The sequence below is a fragment of the Bacillus sp. ZY-1-1 genome (genome assembly GCF_003047165.1).
GTDB lineage: Bacteria > Bacillota > Bacilli > Bacillales > Bacillaceae > Bacillus > Bacillus velezensis.
Window position 1 is genome coordinate 3136504 of record NZ_CP027061.1, and the last position, 20326, is coordinate 3156829.

The 20326-nt window shown below is 47.5% G+C and carries 23 protein-coding genes; 9 read left to right on the forward strand and 14 right to left on the reverse strand.

Translation table 11 applies throughout. The annotated features are described in order from the left end of the window. Positions 1–10: 10 nt before the first annotated feature. From C5I45_RS15655 to treP, 4 genes are all read right to left on the reverse strand, one after another. Positions 11–676: an NAD(P)H-dependent oxidoreductase gene (locus tag C5I45_RS15655; protein WP_107994495.1), complete on the reverse strand. Its 666-nt coding sequence runs from the start codon at positions 674–676 to the stop codon at positions 11–13. Positions 677–809: 133 nt separating this feature from the next. Beyond that, entirely contained in the window at positions 810–1526 is a 717-nt protein-coding gene (gene treR / locus C5I45_RS15660; RefSeq protein ID WP_003155591.1) for a trehalose operon repressor, read from the reverse strand. A 23-nt stretch (positions 1527–1549) separates the two neighbouring features. Beyond that, the gene (gene treC, locus C5I45_RS15665; protein ID WP_025854004.1) at positions 1550–3235 is read right to left on the reverse strand and encodes an alpha,alpha-phosphotrehalase; all 1686 of its coding nucleotides are present in this window, start codon (positions 3233–3235) and stop codon (positions 1550–1552) included. Positions 3236–3310: 75 nt separating this feature from the next. Next, the gene (treP, locus tag C5I45_RS15670) at positions 3311–4726 is read right to left on the reverse strand and encodes a PTS system trehalose-specific EIIBC component (RefSeq protein WP_003155593.1); all 1416 of its coding nucleotides are present in this window, start codon (positions 4724–4726) and stop codon (positions 3311–3313) included. A gap of 271 nt (positions 4727–4997) precedes the next feature. Here treP and C5I45_RS15675 point away from each other — a divergent pair, with 271 nt between their 5' ends. Genes C5I45_RS15675 through C5I45_RS15685 form a run of 3 tightly spaced genes read left to right on the forward strand, consistent with a single transcriptional unit; the run spans position 4998 to position 5962 of the window. Then, on the forward strand, positions 4998–5258 hold the full coding sequence (locus C5I45_RS15675) for a spore germination protein (RefSeq protein ID WP_007408496.1): 261 nt from the start codon (positions 4998–5000) through the stop codon (positions 5256–5258). 14 nt (positions 5259–5272) lie between these two features. After that, entirely contained in the window at positions 5273–5515 is a 243-nt protein-coding gene (locus tag C5I45_RS15680) for a spore germination protein (protein ID WP_003155595.1), read from the forward strand. Positions 5516–5530: 15 nt separating this feature from the next. Further along, on the forward strand, positions 5531–5962 hold the full coding sequence (locus C5I45_RS15685; RefSeq protein WP_003155596.1) for an Hsp20/alpha crystallin family protein: 432 nt from the start codon (positions 5531–5533) through the stop codon (positions 5960–5962). A gap of 9 nt (positions 5963–5971) precedes the next feature. Here C5I45_RS15685 and C5I45_RS15690 read toward each other — a convergent pair whose 3' ends face one another. Further along, on the reverse strand, positions 5972–6349 hold the full coding sequence (locus tag C5I45_RS15690; protein ID WP_003155597.1) for a DnaJ family domain-containing protein: 378 nt from the start codon (positions 6347–6349) through the stop codon (positions 5972–5974). A gap of 245 nt (positions 6350–6594) precedes the next feature. Here C5I45_RS15690 and C5I45_RS15695 point away from each other — a divergent pair, with 245 nt between their 5' ends. Further along, positions 6595–8532 (forward strand): lipoteichoic acid synthase, encoded by a 1938-nt coding sequence (locus C5I45_RS15695; RefSeq protein WP_025854002.1) that lies wholly within the window; start codon positions 6595–6597, stop codon positions 8530–8532. Between the two features lie 40 nt (positions 8533–8572). On the opposite strand, the gene C5I45_RS15700 is transcribed toward C5I45_RS15695, so the two are convergent. Both C5I45_RS15700 and nagE read right to left on the reverse strand, forming a co-directional pair. After that, positions 8573–9016 (reverse strand): YfmQ family protein, encoded by a 444-nt coding sequence (locus C5I45_RS15700; RefSeq protein ID WP_107994496.1) that lies wholly within the window; start codon positions 9014–9016, stop codon positions 8573–8575. A 126-nt stretch (positions 9017–9142) separates the two neighbouring features. Further along, positions 9143–10525, reverse strand: a complete 1383-nt coding sequence (nagE, locus tag C5I45_RS15705) for an N-acetylglucosamine-specific PTS transporter subunit IIBC (RefSeq protein WP_107994497.1) — start codon at positions 10523–10525, stop codon at positions 9143–9145. 164 nt (positions 10526–10689) lie between these two features. On the opposite strand from nagE, the gene map reads away from it, so the two are divergent. The 4 genes from map to C5I45_RS15725 all read left to right on the forward strand — a co-directional run bounded on the left by map (position 10690) and on the right by C5I45_RS15725 (position 12358). Then, positions 10690–11439, forward strand: a complete 750-nt coding sequence (map, locus tag C5I45_RS15710; protein WP_003155605.1) for a type I methionyl aminopeptidase — start codon at positions 10690–10692, stop codon at positions 11437–11439. Between the two features lie 56 nt (positions 11440–11495). Continuing rightward, positions 11496–11807 carry a DUF3243 domain-containing protein gene (locus C5I45_RS15715; RefSeq protein ID WP_003155607.1) on the forward strand — a complete coding sequence of 104 codons (312 nt, stop codon included), beginning with the start codon at positions 11496–11498 and terminating at the stop codon, positions 11805–11807. An 82-nt stretch (positions 11808–11889) separates the two neighbouring features. Next, the gene (locus C5I45_RS15720; protein ID WP_003155608.1) at positions 11890–12045 is read left to right on the forward strand and encodes a hypothetical protein; all 156 of its coding nucleotides are present in this window, start codon (positions 11890–11892) and stop codon (positions 12043–12045) included. Between the two features lie 178 nt (positions 12046–12223). Further along, entirely contained in the window at positions 12224–12358 is a 135-nt protein-coding gene (locus C5I45_RS15725) for a YflJ family protein (protein WP_003155609.1), read from the forward strand. A gap of 40 nt (positions 12359–12398) precedes the next feature. Here C5I45_RS15725 and C5I45_RS15730 read toward each other — a convergent pair whose 3' ends face one another. After that, a complete protein-coding gene (locus C5I45_RS15730; protein WP_032857481.1) occupies positions 12399–13058 on the reverse strand; it encodes an MOSC domain-containing protein in 660 nt (219 codons plus the stop codon). 67 nt (positions 13059–13125) lie between these two features. Here C5I45_RS15730 and C5I45_RS15735 point away from each other — a divergent pair, with 67 nt between their 5' ends. Beyond that, positions 13126–13398, forward strand: a complete 273-nt coding sequence (locus tag C5I45_RS15735; protein WP_003155611.1) for an acylphosphatase — start codon at positions 13126–13128, stop codon at positions 13396–13398. Here the strand turns inward: C5I45_RS15735 and nosA are convergent. The 6 genes from nosA to C5I45_RS15765 all read right to left on the reverse strand — a co-directional run bounded on the left by nosA (position 13392) and on the right by C5I45_RS15765 (position 20200). Further along, positions 13392–14483: a nitric oxide synthase gene (nosA, locus tag C5I45_RS15740; protein WP_025853999.1), complete on the reverse strand. Its 1092-nt coding sequence runs from the start codon at positions 14481–14483 to the stop codon at positions 13392–13394. The two genes, C5I45_RS15735 and nosA, sit on opposite strands and share 7 nt — an antisense overlap. 123 nt (positions 14484–14606) lie before the next feature. Then, complete coding sequence (locus C5I45_RS15745) at positions 14607–15401, reverse strand: MBL fold metallo-hydrolase (RefSeq protein ID WP_003155613.1); 795 nt, start codon at positions 15399–15401, stop codon at positions 14607–14609. Positions 15402–15452: 51 nt separating this feature from the next. Beyond that, complete coding sequence (locus tag C5I45_RS15750; protein ID WP_014304607.1) at positions 15453–16751, reverse strand: Mg(2+)/citrate complex secondary transporter CitM; 1299 nt, start codon at positions 16749–16751, stop codon at positions 15453–15455. Between the two features lie 192 nt (positions 16752–16943). Then, a complete protein-coding gene (locus tag C5I45_RS15755; protein WP_025853998.1) occupies positions 16944–17906 on the reverse strand; it encodes a tripartite tricarboxylate transporter substrate binding protein in 963 nt (320 codons plus the stop codon). Positions 17907–17918: 12 nt separating this feature from the next. Further along, positions 17919–18599, reverse strand: a complete 681-nt coding sequence (locus C5I45_RS15760; RefSeq protein ID WP_015388549.1) for a response regulator — start codon at positions 18597–18599, stop codon at positions 17919–17921. Continuing rightward, entirely contained in the window at positions 18596–20200 is a 1605-nt protein-coding gene (locus tag C5I45_RS15765; protein ID WP_003155621.1) for a sensor histidine kinase, read from the reverse strand. The genes C5I45_RS15760 and C5I45_RS15765 overlap by 4 nt, the downstream gene beginning before the upstream one ends. Positions 20201–20326 lie beyond the last annotated feature (126 nt).

The following is a 20326-nucleotide window of genomic DNA, read 5'->3' on the forward strand; positions in this document are numbered from 1 at the left end:
TTTTTTTATCTTATACCCACTTTACAACGTCTTTTGAGGCAGATCTTGTTTTCGGGCGCGGTTCTCTGACACGGTAGCCGAATGCGGCCATGACAGAGATGTCGAAACTTCCGTTTTCCAGAAGCCCTTCTTCTTCAAGAATCCGGTGGATCTCTTTGTAGTTGAAGCCTTCAATAGGGCAGGAATCGATGCCGATCTGCGCAGCGGCTGTCATCATATTGCCGAGGGCGATGTAAGTCTGTTTGGATGCCCAGTCAAACAGCGCGCGATCTGATTCAAGCAGATTGAAATCATTTTTCTGGAAGTCTTCCGTTTTGCTGATATAGCCTTCATACATATCTTCCGGCATTTTTTTGACTTCCCGCAAGTGGTTTTTGACATAGTCGGCGTCAAAACGGATATCCTTTGCCGTCCGGGCAAGCAGAAGTACGAAATGGCTTGCGGTCGGCAGCTGCTTTTGCGCCCCCCATGTGAACTCGCGGAGTTTTTCACGAAGCTCCGGATTTTGAACGACGACAAATTTCCAAGGCTCCAAACCGAGTGAGCTTGGGGATAATCTTCCCGTTTCTAAAATGAATTCAAAATCGCTTTCTGAAATTTTTTTCTCAGGATCAAATTCCTTTGTAGCGTGTCTGAATTGATACGCTTCGATGATCTGCTGTTTTTTATCTGACATTGATGATCTCTCCTTTTTATCTCGTTATGTACTATTGTAGCCATTATTTTTGAAAGTACCAGTACGCACATTTTTGTTGGATAGTATTCATTTTGATACTGACAAAAAAACGGGCTGCCGCGGCAGTCCGTTTTTATTTTTCTCTTCTCGCAAAGTCGACGAAACGGAATTTATCGAGCCTGTGCCGGCTTTCCGTGTACTGAAAGAGGCTGGTATCCTCCAAAAAAACGCGGTTTTTCACGACCGCCATATGGCTGAACCCGCCGAGATCCAAATACTTCCGGTCTTCCTCCCCCGCCGGCTCCACGACAATTTCCTTTTGCGCGTAGCTGATGGACAGGCTGAGCTCTCCTTCGAGATACTCATAGATCGAATCTTCACAAATCGCCTTCGTTAATAGAGGCACATGTTTTTTCACAAAGTAATCCTTGTCCAAAATAATATGTTCTCCGTCAATCCGTCTTGATCTGACGACTTCCCACACCTTTTCATCCGCTTCTGTACCAAGCTCTTTTGCGGCTTCCGAGGGAGGCAGGATCAGCCCGAGACGGTGAACCTCCGTTCTCGTCTCTTTTCCGAGCGTTTCCGAAAGCTCTTTGAAGCTGATCAGGCCTGAGACGGGAAAGCGCATTTTTTCTCTGTCTAATATGACGGAGCCTTTGCCTTTGATTTTCTGGATGTAGCCGTTTTGCGCCAGCATATTGAGCGCTTTACGGACGGTTTCTCGTGATGTGCCGTATTGATCGCATAAATCATTTTCAGACGGAAGAACGTCTTCAGCCTTCCGCTGGCCGCTTTCAATCTGCCGCACCATATCTTTATAGATTGTGATATATTTATTCACTTTCATTCATGACCACCCAGATTAGTGTATCACGCTTTTGTCAGATGATAAACGATCGATTCATACGGACGGAGCGTCAATCGTTCCGGCCGCCCTTCCCTCGGTTCATCATTCGTCAGCAGCACCGTAAACCGCCAGCCGTCCGTGTCTTTAAGCGGAACCGTAAAGTCCGCTTCTTTCCCGTAGAAGTTGTTGATGCACAGAAGTTTTTCATCCTTGCCGTGTCTGACGTACGCCAGAACCGCCGGATCATCTTCAGCAAGCAGCTCAAACGTTCCTTCAGTCACGATGTCATATTCCTTTCTGAGCTTGATGAGCTTCTGATAATGGTAGAAAATTGAATCCGGGTCCCGCAAAGCCGCTTCCGCGTTAATGTCCCGATAATCATCCGCCGCCGGAATCCAAGGCGTTCCCGTCGTAAAGCCGCCGTTCGGCCCGCTGTTCCATTGAACGGGGGTTCTTGCATTGTCTCTTGATTTCTCTTTTAAAATGGCGATAATGTCTTTTTCTGACACGCCTTCTTCCTTCATCTTTTTGTAAATGTTCAGTGATTCGACATCGCGGTATGAGCCGATGTCATCGAACTTCGGATTGCCCATGCCGATCTCCTCACCTTGATAAATGTAAGGCGTGCCCTGCATCATATGAATGGCCGCCGCCAGCATTTTGGCTGATTTCGTCCGGTATACGCCGTCGTCTCCGTATCTGGATACGGCCCGCGGCTGGTCATGGTTGCACCAGAATAATGCGTTCCAGCCTCCGCCGTTTTGCATCTCCGTCTGCCAAAACGCTAAAATCCGTTTCAGCTTCAGAAAATCAAACGGAGCGAGCGCCCATTTTTCACCATTCGGATAATCCACTTTTAAATGATGAAAGTTAAAGGTCATATCGAGTTCTTTATTTTCAGGGTTTGTGTACCGGATGCAGTGGTCAGCCGTTGTCGAGGACATTTCACCGACCGTCATGCTGTCATATTTCGAAAAAACTTCCCGGTTCATCTCATGAAGAAATTCGTGCACGCGCGGCCCGTCCGTATAATAAGGGCGCCCGTCACGACCATCCTCGGCATCAGGAAACGATTGGTCTTTAGAAATGAGGTTGATCACATCCAGCCGGAAGCCGTCGATCCCTTTTCGGAACCAAAAATGCATCATGTCGTAAACCTGTTTTCTCATCTCTTCATTTTCCCAGTTCAAATCGGCCTGCGACACATCGAATAAATGCAGATAGTGCTGGCCTGACGCCGGGTCGAGCTCCCAAGCGGAACCGCCGAATTTTGATTCCCAGTTGTTCGGCGCCCGGCCGTCTTCCTTTCCGTCTTTCCAAATGTAAAAATCCCGATACGGACTGTCGGGTGACGAGACCGCTTCTTTGAACCATTGATGCTCGACTGATGTATGGTTTACGACAAGATCCATGACGACCTTGATTCCTCTTTTGTGCGCTTCATCGAGGAGGCGTTCAAAATCCTCCATCGTTCCGTATTCTTCATAAATGGTGCAGTAATCGCGAATGTCATAACCGTTGTCATTCTGCGGCGAATCGTAAATCGGCGTAAGCCAAATGACATCAATCAAAAGCTTCTGCAAATAATCAAGCTTCTCGATAATACCGTTCAGATCACCGATCCCGTTTCCCGTCGTATCATTAAAGCTCTTCGGATAAATTTGATATACCGCTGCCTTTTTCCACCATGGTGTGCTGTCTGTTTTCATTTTTCTTCACCGCCTGTATTGTTTTGAATGGAAAGGGAAAAGGGACAGCCTGTTAGAAGGCGCCCCGCAGGTTTTCTATTTTTGCCGTTTCAGCCGCGCATACCCGTATGTTCCCGCAAACGGGAGTATCAGCACGATCAGCATTCCGATCGCAAACGGACCCCAGTACCGGCTCATAATGGAGAAGATCCCCGGGACGCCGCCGACTCCGACCGAGCTTGCGAGAACGCCTTTGACGGAGATGAACATCCCCGCAATCCCCGAGCTGATCATGGCGATCACAAACGGAAATTTGTAACGCAGATTCACGCCGAAAATCGCCGGCTCGGTAATGCCCAAATATGCGGAAATGCCGGCCGTCAGTGAAAGCCCCCGCTGTTTTTTATCTTTTGTAATGAGCATCATGGCCAGAGCCGCCGATCCTTGAGCGATATTTGATAATGCGAGCATCGGCCATAAAAATGTGCCGCCGAGCTTTGATCCGATTAATTGAAGATCGACCGCGAGAAACGTATGATGCATCCCCGTGATGACAAGCGCCGAATACAGCCCTCCGTACAGCAGGCCTCCGATGGCGGAGAATTGGCCGAAAACGGCAATCAATCCCGCCGTCAGCGCGTTACCGATCGCAAAGGTGATCGGACCGATGATAACAAAGGATAGAAAACCGATGACCAAAAGCGTCACCGGCGCGACGACTAACAGCTGAATGCCCTCCGGCGTCCGTTTCGTCAAAAAGAGCTCAAGCCTGGCAAGTAAATAAGACGCCAGCAGAATCGGGAGCACCTGACCTTGATACCCGACTTTCTGCACCTCAAGGCCGAACAAGTTCCACACCGGAATATCGCCGCTCTGCTCGGCAGCACCGTAGCCCCATGCGTTTAACAGATCAGGATGCACCAGCATCAGCCCGAGCACGATGCCCAAAAGCGGGCTTCCTCCGAACCGCTTCACTGCCGACCAGCCGATTAAAGCCGGCAGAAAAGCGAAGGCCGTCCCCGCGATCAGATTAATCATATTGGCGAGATCCGCCCATTGCGGATACACTTGAACAATCGATTTCGTGCTGTAAAAAATGCCTTCCGCCGTTAAGATATTGTTCAGACCCATTAAAAGCCCGGCCGTGACGATCGCCGGCAAGATCGGAATAAAGATGTCCGCAAGCGTTTTCACAGCACGCTGTAAAGGATTCATGTTTTGCGATGCCGCCTTCTTCACGTCATCCTTGGACGCTTCCCCGATCCCCGTTTCCTTCACTAATTCCGCATATACTTTGTTGACCGTCCCCTGCCCGATCACGACTTGAAACTGCCCGTTTACCGCAAAAGATCCTTTGACAATGTCTATTGCATCAAGCATTTTTTGGTTTACCTTGGTTTCATCTATTAATGCAAACCGCAAACGCGTCACACAATGAGTCGCCGCCTCAATATTTTCGATTCCGCCGACAGCTTCAGCGATCTGCCGCGCAGCCCGGTTAAACTCACCCATGCCAACCCCTCCGTAACCGTTTTCATTTTGTCTCAAAAAACTTGTATATACATGTTTATGACTCTATTGTAATGATGTATATACATGTCGTCAATCTATTTTTATAGCGCTTTCATCACAAATATACTGCGAAAGACCCTGAAACAAAAAAAGCCCCGCCGGAACCGGGCCTTGACTTCTTGTTTGGTCGGGAACATGTCCGGGCGGAATTCACAACAGGAGCACAAAAAGCATACAGTACTGTACAACTAAGTTAAAGAGGTGTGAAGAGATGCCATCCACTGTTATCAACCTGTACTATTTGAAGATTAACAGTATTTCTGGCAACGGATCTATTACGATTGGGGAAGCGGCATACAACAGTCCCACCACAAATAACAAATCACAAGGACTGAACTCTTCATTCGGCGATACGTCACCTATAGAATCGATGATGGAGAACTTGTTAAATGATCCTGATGTCAACGACCAGACAGCCATCGGAACCGCAGATACCGCAAATATTACGCCGGTGCCGCCCATTATAGATTAAAGGGGTTTTTATGAATGCCTTACCAAATTAACGTCGTCAATATAAAAGTAAACGGAGCAACGCAAAACGGAAACGTCGATATCGGTCAGACCGTACAAAACAGCCACACCGCCAACAGCAAATTTGTCGGCGCGAACTTTTCTTTAGGGGATTTTTCGCCGGCCGCCGGATGTTTGAATTCGGGCCATCTTGACCCTGACGTGAGCGATCAGGATCAGATCGCCAACCCGTCAATGCCGATCGCAAATCAAATATAGGGAGGTTCTGCCGAAGTGGATATCGAAAAAATGAGAAAGTGGCTTGAGATTACAAACGAGCACAAGCCCAGCGACTTTTGGACCAATGTCCTGAAACGGAAATCTCCCGAAGATTTTTTCTCCTTACAAAAAAACACCCTGACTTATGATATTTATCAGGATGAACAGCACACATTTGTCATTGTGGAAATGCCCGGCGTTTACGAAGAAGAATTGACATTGAGGCTGCTGTCAAGAACACGGCTGCATATAAGAGGAAACATCACACCCCTTTTTCCGAAGAACATGGGCGTCTGCCAAAACCGGTATTACGGGGAAATCGATGAGACGATTGAGCTTCCTGAACCGGCTGAGCCCCACCTGTTACAGGCGCAGTGCGTAAACGGCCTGCTCCACATTTCCTACCCGCGCCTTATGGAGCACATTCCTTTTCAGAAAAAAATATAAAGAGCCGGCTTACGGGCGGCCCAGCCGTCTGTATACTTTCTCCTTATAATGAGAAGATGCGGGTTTTGAGAACATGGCTTTCTCCTCCGTCAGTTTGTCGAGTCTGACTTGTTTTTCCGTCCGTTTGTTCCGCAGGTGATCCCGCTCCTGTTCATTGCGGCACTTGGCGATCAAATAATCGAGCGTCATCAGCTCTTTCTTCAGCGCGCCCTCATCCTCGGCGATTCCGGCGTTTTTTAATATGCGGTAGCCCATTCTGAGCGACTCCGGAAGATGTGCGGCATCGTCTTTCGGCAGGGGCTTTCCCATTCCATTGATGCCGGCGAACTCTCCATCCTTAATGGCGCGCTTGATTTTATCTTCAGCCACGATATGCGCAATATCCATCACTGTTCACCTCTTTCTTCAATAGAATCGGGTGTGATCATACGGAAATTCACATCCCAGTTTGTGCCATTTGTGTTTTTTAAAGCTGTCATTCAACAGATCAACCGCCGCTGCGACAGCGTTTTTCGCCCTTTTTCCGATGAGCCTTTTCCACCTTTTCTATTTGCTGGTTTCATGGTATATTGATTACGTTCGTTTTTTCTATCGTTCCGTGTAAACCGTGATCGGAAAAAAGGAGTGTAACAATGAAAACATTTATAAAAGAAAGAGGACTTGCCTTCTTCTTGATAGCGGTCGTGTTATTGTGGGTGAAAACATATGTCGCTTATATTTTAAACTTTAACCTCGGCATAGACAACACGATCCAGAAAATATTGCTTTTTGTGAATCCGCTGAGCTCCAGCTTGTTCTTTCTTGGATTTGGGCTTCTTTTCAAGAAGAAATTACAGCAGACAGCCATTATTGTGATTCATTTTTTATTGTCTTTTTTGCTTTTTGCAAACATCGTCTATTATAGATTCTTTAATGATTTCATTACCATCCCGGTCATGATGCAGGCAAAGACAAACGGCGGCCAGCTCGGAGACAGCGCGTTCTCGTTAATGAGATGGACAGACGCCTTCTACTTCCTGGATACCGTCATTTTGATTATTTTGGCCCTTAAGATGAAAAAACCGGCTGAAAAACCGGCGAAGAAATCATTCAGAATCGTTTTGGCTTCCGCCGTGCTTGTGTTCCTGATCAACCTCGCCGTCGCGGAATCCGACCGTCCCGAGCTTTTGACACGCTCATTTGACCGAAACTATCTGGTGAAATACTTGGGCACGTACAACTTTACGATTTACGATGCCGTGCAGAATGTGAAATCAAACAGCCAGCGCGCGCTTGCCGATTCAAGCGATGTAACGGATGTGGAAAACTATATGAAGGCCAACTATGACGTGCCGAATAACGTCTACTTCGGAAAAGCCGAAGGAAAAAACGTCATCTACGTCTCATTAGAGTCTCTGCAGTCCTTTATCATTGATTACAAAATTAACGGCAAGGAAGTGACGCCGTTTTTAAACAAACTGGCGCACGATAATCAAACATTCTACTTTGATAACTTTTTCCACCAAACGGGACAAGGTAAAACATCTGATGCGGAATTTATGATGGAGAACTCTCTGTACCCGCTTTCGCAAGGTTCGGTTTTCGTCAATAAAGCGCAAAACACGCTGCAGTCCGTTCCTGCGATCTTAAAAGGCAAAAAGTACACGTCTGCCGCTTTCCACGGAAATACGCAGACTTTCTGGAACCGTAACGAAATGTACAAATCGGAAGGCATCGATAAGTTTTTCGATTCCGCTTATTATGACATGAGCGAAGAAAATACGAAAAACTACGGCATGAAAGACAAACCGTATTTCAAAGAATCCATGCCGCTCTTAAAGAGCCTGCCGCAGCCGTTCTATACGAAGTTCATTACGCTGTCCAACCACTTCCCGTTCGGAATGGATAAAGAAGACACGGACTTCCCGGCGGGAGACTTTGGCGATTCAGTCGTCAATAATTACTTCCAGTCCGCGAACTATCTGGATGAATCAATTGAACAGTTCTTTAATGACCTGAAAAAAGACGGCCTGTACGATAAGTCGATTATCGTGATGTACGGAGACCACTACGGCATCTCCGAAAACCATAATAAAGCGATGGCGAAAGTGCTCGGCAAAGATGAGATCACTGAATACGACAATGCCCAGCTTCAGCGGGTGCCGCTCTTTATCCACGCTCCCGGCGTGAAAGGCGGCCGCAATCATAAATTTGCCGGTGAAGTCGATGTCGCGCCGACCGTTCTTCATCTGCTCGGCGTCGATACGAAAGATTATCTCATGTCAGGTTCTGATATCTTATCGAAAGAGCACAGAGAAGTCATTCCGTTCCGTAACGGAGACTTCATCTCGCCGAACTATACGAAAGTGTCCGGCAAGTATTACGATACGAAAACCGGAAGACTTTTAGATGATTCAGAAGTCGACAAAAAAGAAGACTCTCTCGTCAAGACTGAGCTTGAAATGTCTGATAAGATCATCAACGGCGATCTGCTTCGTTTCTATCAGCCGAAAGGCTTCAAGAAAGTTGATCCGTCACAATTCGATTATACGAAGCGTGAAGAATCCTCAGCAGACGATCAAAAAGAATAAACAAAAGCCAGATCATTGATATGATCTGGCTTTTTTATGTTCAGCTCCCGGCGGCGGCCATAGTGCGCTTTTGCAGGCTGTCGGAAAGAACTGAATAAGCGACGACTTTCTTTTTCTGCTGCTTGACGACATCTACATGATCTTCGTAGCTGTATACAAACACCGTCACATCTTTTTTTCCTTTTCTCGTCTTAATGACAAGCGGATCGGCTCTGTTTTGCGGATGAAGATAACGCTCTTCATCCCCTGGGTATATATAATGCCGTTCGATAAACACGGCTTCGTTAAAATCATCAATCACCCGTCGTTTGTCTTCGCCTTCCAGACGTTTTCCGCCGAGGGAAACGGCAGCGGACTCGTCACTGAGCTTTGAATGGGTTTCAAACTTGCGGAGGATCCATTCCACCGCTCCGGTAGGAAGGCATGTCAGCAAAATCTTAATCAGGCTTATGACAACAATTGAAACAACTGCAATCCATGTCACCTTACATCATCTCCATACTTGTTCTACATGAATCTTAACATAGAAGGAAACATTGTTTTTTGTACATTATGTGAAACTTGATATATGTTCAAAAAAAATCCGGATCACATAGGTGATCCGGATTTTTCAAGTCTGCTTCTGATCGTCAAGGCGGACGGCCTCTCTCAGCTCTTCCGCGACAAATTCGACGTTCGGCCCGATAATGACCTGCGCCGTTTTATTCCCCGTTTTGATAACCCCTTTTGCTCCCGCTTTTTTAAGCGCCGCCTCATTAATGAGAGACGTATCCTGCACGGTCAGCCTGAGGCGGGTCGCACAGTGATCAATCGTTTCGAGATTTTGCCTGCCGCCGAGCCCCTTGAGCATGGCATGTTCTTCGACGGAACCGGCCGTATCTTCACTAAGCACTTCTTCCTCTTCCTCATCATCTTCCCGTCCCGGCGTTTTCAAGTTTAACGTTTTGATGAGCATATAAAAGACGGCAAAATAGATCACCGCATAACAAAGCCCGATAACGAGCAGCAAAAGCGGTTTTTCGGCAATGCCGTAGCTGAGGAGATAATCGATCGCCCCCGCCGAGAATGAAAAACCTGACCTGATTCCGAGAACATTCACGATAAATAAAGAGAACCCGGTTAATATAGCATGAACCCCGTACAAAAGCGGTGATAAAAACATAAATGCAAATTCAATCGGCTCTGTAATTCCGGTAATAAATGCCGTCAGCGCGAGACCGATCATCATTCCGGCCGTCGCTTTGCGCTTACTTGGCTTAGCCGCGGCAATCATTGCCAGACAAGCGGCCGGAAGCCCGAACATCATAATCGGGAAGAATCCCGTCATATAAGTCCCCGCCGTCGGATCCTTCGCAAAGAAGCGGGCCAGATCTCCCGTTTTTCCGTGAAAATCGCCAAACTGGAACCAAAAAATATTATTCAGCACATGATGAAGACCGAATGGAATCAAAAGCCGGTTAAAAATCCCGTAAATCCCGGCGCCGATCCCGCCAAGCCCGATCATCCATTCCCCGAAGGACGTAATCACCGACTGAATCGGCGGCCACACAAATCCGAAAATACCCGCCAAAATAATGGTAATCAGCGCCGTTACAATCGGAACGAGCCTGCGCCCGCTGAAAAAACCGAGATATTCGGGCAGCTTCGTATCCTTAAAGCGATTATACGTGTATCCCGCAATTAACCCCGCGATAATCCCTCCGAAAACGGCCATATTATTTGTCGAATTGATTGATTTTACAGCCGCGTCCAGCATGATATAAGAAATGGCTCCCGACAGAGCGGCGGCCCCGTTGCTGTCTTTCGAAATCCCGATCGCGATTCCGATCGCGAAAATCAGCGGCAGATGATCAAATACCGCGGTCCCCGCCGCGTAAATGAACGGAATATTTAATAAGTCCTCTCTGCCGATGGCCAAAATAATACCAACGGCGGGCAGAACGGCAATCGGAAGCATAAAAGACTTTCCGAGTTTTTGCAAAAATTGAAGCATTTTACCCATCCCCCTTCTTTTTTCTTAAATATACCACATAAGTTATCTAGTGATCTATACCAATTTTCCTTCATTTATTCACATAAGGCTTGTTGGTTTTCTATTTATAAACCAGTTGTGGTAAGCTTGAATCAGATGATTAAAAATAGAAAGCGGGAATGACAATGATTGTAACGAACGATCAAGAATTAGAAGGCCTTAAAAAAATCGGCAGAATCGTCGCGCTGGCGCGTGAAGAAATGAAGAAAAAAGCCGAGCCCGGCATGAGCACGAAAGATCTTGACCTGATCGGAAAGGCGGTGCTTGACGAGCACGGAGCCGCTTCCGCTCCGGAGAAGGAATACGATTTCCCGGGCGTGACATGCATCAGCGTAAATGACGAAGTCGCTCACGGCATTCCGAGCGCCTCTAAAATCTTAAAAGCCGGAGATCTTGTCAATATCGATATTTCGGCGGAGTTCGGCGGTTTTTATTCCGATACGGGCATTTCATTTGTGCTCGGAGAAGGCGATGAACGTCTGCAAAAGCTTTGTAACTGCGCGGCATCCGCATTTCAGAAAGGATTGGATCAGGCAAAAGCCGGCAAACGTCAAAACCAGATCGGCAGAGCCGTCTACCATGAAGCCCGCTCCAACGGATTTACCGTCATTAAAACGCTGACGGGCCACGGAATCGGCAGAAACCTCCATGAAGCGCCGAACCACATCATGAATTACTACGATCCGTTTGATAACGCGCTGTTTAAAAACGGAACCGTGATCGCGCTTGAGCCGTTTATTTCCACGAAAGCGGAAACGATTGTTGAAGCGGGAGACGGCTGGACATATAAAACGCCGGATAAAAGCCTTGTCGCCCAAGTGGAACACACCATCGTGATCACAAAAGACAAACCGATTATTTTAACTGCATTGTAATGTTTCATCTCCCTCCCGAACAGGTATACAACAACTAACCCGAAGGAGGGAGACGCATGAAAAAAGATAAAGAAAAAATCAAAATCGAAAACGAAATACACGCCATGCACGGCGTAACGAAACAGCAGATTTTAGAGGATTTCGAGGAATTTAAGGCGTACCTTCATCAGAAAATTTCCGCCGGAAAAAAACTGGGTCTGGATGACAGCAAAATCATCAAAAGCGCCGCCATCCTCGGGGACTATCTCGCCAAACACGAGGAGCCCCGCAATGCGGAAGAAAAACTCTTACAAGAACTGTGGGACATCGCGGATGATAATGAAAAACAGCATTTGGCCCAGCTTCTCGTCAAACTTGCCGGACACTGATACAGTGCCCGGCTTTTTTATGCTCCGTTATAAGAGTTGTGCTACACTGGACATATGTCTGTGAAAGGAGCCATTTTTCAACATGTGGTTTATTATCTTCGGGTTTATTTTCTTTATTGAAAGCATCATTCTCACCGTTTACGGGGTGAAGAAAAAGAAGGGGATGCTGATTTATTTCGGCGTCGTTTTCGGAATCATGACACTCGGAACGGTGCTGTTAAAATTAACCGGCCATTAAGCATGAAAAGACCGCCCTTTACATATATATGTAAGAAAGCTTTACATCTCTGAATCGAAAGGCTCAGTTTTTGCATTATCCCTTTTCAGCGTCTTTTTATAGATGTTACAATGCCAAAAGTTTGGCAAAAACTGAAGAAACCTCCCCAGCGGGAGAACGGAGAAAGGAGTTTTCTGACATGCATTATGGCAGTAAAGGCTGGTATGTAGAAGAGTTAAAGAAAAAAGGAATTACCCACTATGAAGGAAGAAAGCTTCAAAGCTTCAAAAAGTACTTCCTTGCCAATCTGCTGGAAACAAAGAAACAAGCATAACGTAAATCAGCCGTGCTGTCAGTGCAGCACGGCTTTTTTTCTATACATTAGTGAGCCTGTCCCTTTTTTTAAGGAAGGACTCCCTCCAGCTTTCTGACAGCGCTTCTTCCCGCAGTATTTCTTCAATCGCTGACAGATTGTCTGAATCACGGTATTTCACTTCGTTCGCATACCAGACGGAAATGCTTTCTTTGCCTCTCGACAGACGCTTGAGGACGGGACGCGGATCGACATATCCTTCTTCAAGCACCCTGAAATAAAAGCCGGTAAATCCCGTCTGCTGTACACGGAGCACCATATCTTTGATGCCATATTTGAGCGCGAGTTTGACGCAGGGCTGGCGCGGCTGGCTTACTTGAACGACGGCTTCACCCAGCTGAAAGACGTCGCCGATCCACACGTCTTGTTCGGCCAGTCCTTTGACCGTTACATTCTCTCCGAACGCGGCGGCGGGAAGTTTTCTCGCGAGCGTTGTTTCCCAATATGAATAATGCTCGGCGGGATACACGCACACCGCTTTATCGGGACCTCCGTGATGCTTCAGATCAGCCTGCCCGTCCCCGTCAAAATGGGTTTTATACAGCATGACGGGAGAATCTGCGGGCCGCTTGATGATGCCTGAATTGATTTGTCTGCCGGCAAATTCATGAATTGCGGGCTTTCCGAGATTGATAGATAAGACAGAATAGTCTTGCGTCATCTCGTTCACATCCTTTGCGAAATATCCTACCTTTCCTTTATCATAGTAAGAAAAAGGTGGTTTTTCCATGCTTCAGTATCATATGATTGCAGACGGCCGGGTTCAGGGCGTAGGTTTTCGCTACTTCGTCCAGATGGAAGCCGACAGACATAAGATAGCCGGCTGGGTAAAAAACCGTGATGACGGCCGGGTGGAAATCCTTGCCGAAGGCCCTGAAGAGTCGTTAAAACAATTTGCCGAAGCGGTCAGAAAAGGCAGCCCCTTCTCAAATGTCACAAACGTAACCATCGAAGAATCACACCGTCTGAAAGGGTACCGCACCTTTTCCATCAGTTACTGATAAGGCTTGTCCTGATAAAAATAATTCGGCTTCACAATCGTATTGTCATATGATTTATGAAAAATGTGGGTGGAAGCCGGCGAGATCGGCGGAATCAGCCAGGTCCAGTCGCCCGTCAGCTTTCTGCCCGCGTCTTGTTCCTGTTCTTCAAAGCGTTTAAATTGATTCGCGGCCGTATGGTGATCGACAATGCTGACACCGTGTTTTTTGTATGAATAGAGCACTGCCTTATTCAGTTCCACCAGCACCTGATCTTTCCACAGGTCGGTATTCAGGCTGGCGGAAATCCCCATGACCGAAGCGGCTTTTTTGAGCATATCATACCGCTTTTCGTCAGCAAGGTTCCTTGCGCCGATTTCAGTTCCCATATACCACCCGTTAAAAGGCGCCGCGTTGTACGACAGTCCGCCGATTTCAAGCCTCATATCGGCGATAATCGGAACCCCGTACCACCTGAGATTTAAATCGGCAAACTCTTCAATATCCGGATGGGTGATCGGCACTTCTTTCACGAGCGTCTGAGGCAGGTCATACCAGACCGGCTGCCCGTCCCCTTTCATCCGGAAAAGCAGCGGCAGAATATCAAAATCGGTCCGCTTCCCGCGCCAGCCGAGTTTTTCGCAGACAGCCGTCAGCTCATATGATGCCGGATCACCGACTCTTCCTTTTTCAGTCTCATATCCCGCATAGCGGATGAGCTGGTGATTCCAGATTTCCACTTGTTTCTCCCCGTTCTTCTCAGGAGGGAAAATCGTAATCGTCGGTTTAATTTTTCCGCCGTTCGTGGCGATTTCAATATGTTCAAATAATGCGTCACGCACCTCTTCTTTCGTGTTCACATTGCGCCGGTCAATGACGTTCAGCGATTGCCAGAACAGACGCCCGATACAGCGGTTGCTGTTGCGCCACGCCATTTTCGCCCCGTGTTCAAGCTCTTCCGCCGTATGGACGTAACTTCCCGTCCGATCTATCTCATCTTTTATCGCGTGCAGTCGCGCGTTGATTTGCGATTCCATTCCGAGTTCGTGATAGCAGACATCAATAAAATCCTTCGCCTCACCCCAAAGTATTTCCGTATGTTTCAAAAAACTCTCTCCTTCAATTTACATCTGTTTCCCATTGTATCGTTTTTAGGTGTGAACACAATGGTTTTTTTGTATCATACTGGAAACTGCGAAGAAAAAACACCTGTGATTTTCGCAGGTGTTTTACAAAACGGAATGCAGTTTTTCAGCCAGTGTAAGCAAATCCTCACGGTAGTTTTTTCCCGTCATCGGAATTCCGTGACCCGTCAAAAGCGCTTCCGGCTCCAGTTCCGCCAATTTCTGAACGGATGCGGCCGCCGTCTGCGTATCCGCTGTAAAATAGGCGGGCGGACCGTGAAGCTCTTGCTTTTGAATGACAACGTCCGCAAGCGATTCCTGTTCAACAGTGATCACGGCATCACCGGCAAGCAGCACGCGGTCTTTATCCCGGAATAATGAAATATGGCCGGGTGTGTGACCGGGCGTATGCACCCATTTCCATTCTTCAAGAAACGGAACGGTACCGTCTGAAGGCAGTGCCTGAACGGACGGAATGCGGATCGTATGGCGCGGAAACAGCGGTGACAGCTTTGCGACAAGCCCTTTTTTCGCATCGGGCCTGGCAGGCGGATAATCCGCTTTCCCCGTGACGTACGGGAGCTCCTTTTCATGAATGTAAACCGGCACATTCCAAAGCTCAAGCAGTTCTTCAATCGCACCGACATGATCAAAATGACCGTGTGTCAAAATGACCGCCTTCAGTTCATACCCCTCTTTGAACCGGCGTTTCATTTCATTTGTAATCATCTCCGACGATTGAGGCATTCCCGCGTCAACCAGAATGATTTCCCGCGGAGCTGAGGGATTTTCGATAAAGTAAACATTCGCAATCTGCACGGTCAGTCCGTAAACGCCGTCCGCCGCTTTAAAACCGGCGCCGCTTCTCACTGAAAAAAGCGGCATAAACGGATCACTCATCATGGCACCTCCTCTGATGCCTTTAGTGTGCGACGAACCGGGTGTTTTATGTTAAAAAATCGTGATTGCGCCGATGATGAGCGCAAAAGCCGTCATGACGATAACGGCAAGAACCGCCCATTTCATCGCAAATTTCTGGTGTTCATCAATGGTGACCCCGGCAAGCCCGACTAATAAATGCGTCGACGGCACGAGCGGGCTTAACATATGAATCGGCTGGCCGATAATCGAAGCGCGGGCGATTTCCACCTTATCTACACCGTACGCCACGGCGGTCTCAGATAAAATGGGCAGCACGCCGTAAAAATAGGCGTCATTAGGCATCAGAAACGTAAAGATACCGCTCGTTAAGGCAACAATCGCCGGAATAAAACCTCCCATCTGTTCCGGAATAAGCGATACGAGGGAAATGGCCATTTCATCAACCATCTTCGTCCCCGTTAAAATTCCGGTAAACACGCCTGCGGCAAAAATCATCGAACCGATCGCAAGCACATTGCTCGAATGGGCTGAAATGCGCTCCCTTTGATCATTAAGTTTCGGATAGTTGACAATCAGCGCGATACAAAACGCAATGATGAACAGCACGGTTAAATTCACTTTTCCTGACACTAAAAATCCCACTAAAGAAAGCGTTAACAGTAAATTGAACCACCACAGTTTCGGCCGCTTCCATTCATCTTCCGCAGCCGCAGCCGTTTCATTTGTATGGGACGGCTGCTTTAATTCGATCACCCCGAGCCGTTTCCTTTCCATCCTTCCGAGTACATAAGCGACCACAATCATACACACCATTCCGCTCGCGATGACAGGCAGCATCGGCCCCGTCAGCTCTGCCGGATCAACGCCGAGCGCACTCGCCGCACGCGGCGCCGCGCCGCCCCATGGAATCGTGTTCATGATACCCATGCCGACCCCGGCGATTCCCGCTAAAATAATCGGACGGATTCCGAGCATGATATACAAAGGCAGCATTGCGCTTGTCGTAATCATATACGTCGTCGAGCCGTCTCCGTCCAGTGCGACAAGCATGGTCAAAACGGCTGTTCCGACTACAATTTTGAGCGGGTCGCCTTTAACCAGCTTTAAAATACGCGACACCATCGGATCAAATAAACCGGTATCAATCATAATGCCGAAATAAAGAATCGCAAACATAATCATAACTGCGATCGGCGCCACCTGTTCAATACCGGAGATCATCATCTCGCCGACCCGGTTAAAAGAAAACCCGGCAATCAGCGCAAACACGATCGGCGTTAATACGAGCGCCGTTAACACTGAAAGCCGTTTTGTCATAATCAGCACCATAAAAACAAGCATCATAAGAAAGCCTAAGATTGCTAACACAGTATGTCCCCCTTATTATGAATACGCTTACATTTTAAAGGCCCGATCCCCTTTATCCGCCTTTTTGCTATCTTATGAGAATTAGATATTGAAGTAAATATTTTGGATTTTAAAGATTTTTAATTTTTTATAACCTTTTCGTTCATTTTGTTCATTTATAAATCAAAAGCCTTCCGCAAATATGCGGAAGGCTTATTTTTCGCTGCTCATCATCTCTTTATAGAACTCGGTCTGCTCTTCTAAAAAGCGTTTTGCGCCGCTGCTGTTTTTATAAAAGCTCTCCCAATCCCGTTTTTTCAACATTTGCTTCCACTCCGCGGATGAAGTAATCTGTTTCAAAGCCTGATCCCAATAGGCGATCTCGCCTTCGGTCATGTCTTTCGGCCCCATGATGCCTCTCCAGTGCGCAAAGACAAACGGCACCCCTTGCTCTTTCCATGTCGGCACATCGCTGAAGCCGGAGAGCCTTTTGTCAGACGTAACGGCCGCCAATGTGATTTTCCCTTTCCGATAGGCGTCTCTCGCTTCTGAAATGGTCATTGAGGCGGCGTCTATCTCGTGACTGATAAGAGCTTCAATGACTTCATTGCTGCTTCCGTATTGAAAAAAGCGGATATCAAACGGAGAAATTCCGGCCATTTCCGCCGCTCTCGCAAAGGAGAGCTGGTCATCATTTCCGAGGCCGGGCGCAAATCCGATTTTTATGCCGCCCGGATTTGCTTTAATATCGCCGAGCAGCCGCTTTCCGCTTTTTATCTTTGAATCCTTCGGAAGAGCGACGGTCTGCCACTCTTTTGCGATAATGGCCAAAGGCGTAAAATCAGCTGCCTTCAGCCGGCTTTGTCCCAAAATTTCATTGCTTAACAGCAGACTTGAATTCATACTGATGACATCCGTTTTTCGTTCGTTTACATATTTCCAGCCGCTGTCTCCGCCTCCTCCGGGTTTATAGATGATCTTTACGGGCCGGCCTAATATTTGCTTCCGCTCTATTACCGATTGCAAAGCTTTTGCCGTTACGTCCCAGCCCCCTTGAGGCGCTGCCGGGACGACTATTTCAACCGGCCCTTCAGCTGAACGGATGCCCGCCGCCTGCCGTCCGTCAAAAGAAACCAGCGCCGCCAGCATGACAAGAAGCACTCCCAACCGCTTCATTTCTCCCATCCCTTACTCATGTGCTAAATAATATTTCCGTTCCGGCCTGCCGATAATGCCGTACTCTAATTCAGCGAGCGCTTCTTCCCGAGAAACGAGAAACTCGGCGTAGCGCCGCGCCGTTGTTCTGGAGGCACCCATTTTTTCTCCCAGTTCTTCAGCCGTCATCCCTTTTTGGGCCGTTCTGAGCGCGTTTTTGATTTTTTGAAGCGTAATCGAATTAATCCCGGTCGGCAGATCATTGTGCTGTTTTTGTTCTTTCTGACCGCTTCCGAAAAACATGTCAATCACGGACTGGCTCAGCTCCGGCTGTGAGTGCAGCCATTCTCTTTTTTCACGGTACTGCAAAAGCACTTCTGTAAATTTATGTGCCGACACCGGTTTTATGACATAATGGGCAACGCCTGATCTGAGCGCTTCCTGCAGCAGCCTTGTTTCGGCAGAAGCCGTAATAATGATGATATCAACGGAAGGAAAACGGCCGCGGATAAGCGGGAGCAGATCTGTTCCCAGCTCATCCGGCATATAAATATCCAAAAGCAGCAGATCAGGCTGCCGTTTCTCAAGCAGCGATATGGTGTCTTTGGCATTGATTGCTTTGCCGATGACATTGAATCCATCAAGATGTTCGATAAATTTTTCGTGAATTTGCGCTATTCGAAAGTCGTCCTCTGCAATCGCGATGTTAATCACACCGATTCCCCCTTTGGCCTTTCTTTCGGTATAAACACCGTAAATACAGCACCGCCGCTCTTTTGCTGCGAAATCTCTATCGATCCCTGCAATTCACTGACGGCTTCTTTCAGATTGGCTAAGCCGTATCCTCTCCTAGTCCCCTTTGAAGAGTAGCCCTTTTCAAATATCGTTTCTGTTTTTTCCTGAGGCACGCCGTCTCCTGAGTCCGCCACTTCGATGACGATATCCCTGCCGATATCGGTCATGAAAAAGGATACCTCTTTTTTCTCTTTTTCGGCGACGGCTTCGAAAGCGTTATCAATAAGATTTCCGATGATCGTAATGAGCTGGGATGAACCCACATGCTCCGGCAGCGATTCTAAAAAGCTGTTTTCATCTATTGAAAGCTTCACTTTCTTCTCAGACGCCTTTCCCATTTTTCCTAATAGTATGGCCTGAACCCGCTGTGAATGAATGTTTTGAAAGAGGATTTCATGCTGTTCATTCTGGATGGCGTACTCTTCTTTTATCAGTTCAATGGCTTCATTATATTCTCCCAGCTCTAACAGACCGAGTATCGCGTAAAGCTTATTCGAGAATTCATGCGTTTGCGCCCGGAGATCCTCCGAGTATTTTTTCATTTCAGTCAGCTTGTTGATCAGTTTCTTGAGCTCCGTTTTTTCGCGGAAGCTGATCACCGCTCCGTATACTTGTCCGGTCTGTTTCATTTCTTTCACATTTAAGATAAATACTTTATCTCCGGCACGCACCTCCACGTTCGGCGGTAATTCTCCCCCTGCCAACACCGGCATGAGCTTTGCGCCCGGCATGATTTCTTTTATATGCCTTCCGATCATCGGTTCCGGAAGATTCAGCATATCAGCCGCAGATAAATTCATCATGGTTACCGCGCCTTCTTTGTTTACGGCGATAATCCCTTCTTTAATCGCAAGGAGCATCGCATTGCGTTCCCTGTACAGCGCTGCAATTTCATGCGGTTCAAGGCCGAGTGTATCTTTACGGATGCTTTTTGCGAGCGCTGCCGCTCCCCCGATGCCGATAAGAAACACCAAACATGCAAAATAGCCTAAATGCCGCAGATGCGCTTTCATATCTTTTTCTATCTCATCTTGTAGAAACTCGACTGTCACCGTTCCGACGACTTCGTTATGATTTTTTTCCTCCAAAATAACCGGGGCGCTTCCCCGGACGGCCTTCATTCCGTCGGAAACCGGAGACCCGCCGAACATGACGGTTTTGTTTTGCAGATTTTGATTTTCTTTCGGAATACTGCTTCGGGCCGAATGAAATGCAACATGCCCTTTTTGATCAGTGATGTAGACGGCGTGCGCGCCTGCCTGTTCTTTCATTTGTTCAATGACGTCTAACTTTGTAAAAGCCTCTTGATCCGCAAGCCGGAACGCCTCTTTTACGGGAGGCATATATGAAATGGTTTTTGCCGTTTGCACCGCCAGCTGTTCAGCCTGCTTCTGCCCTTCCTTTAATTGCTGAAAGGCAAATATAACCGTGAGCGTTCCGATAACAAGTATTAATAAAGCCGTAATTAATCCGGCGATTTTCATTTGCAGAGAGACATAAAACCGCTTCGCTTCCAACACAGCACCAGCCGTCCTTTCCTCCTAAAATCATACCATTTTTCAAATCTTTATTTCTCATTTTTGAGAATTTTCGTGATCTTTTTCTCTTGCGGCTTACCAAAAAGGTGATGATAGGTATATATTTAC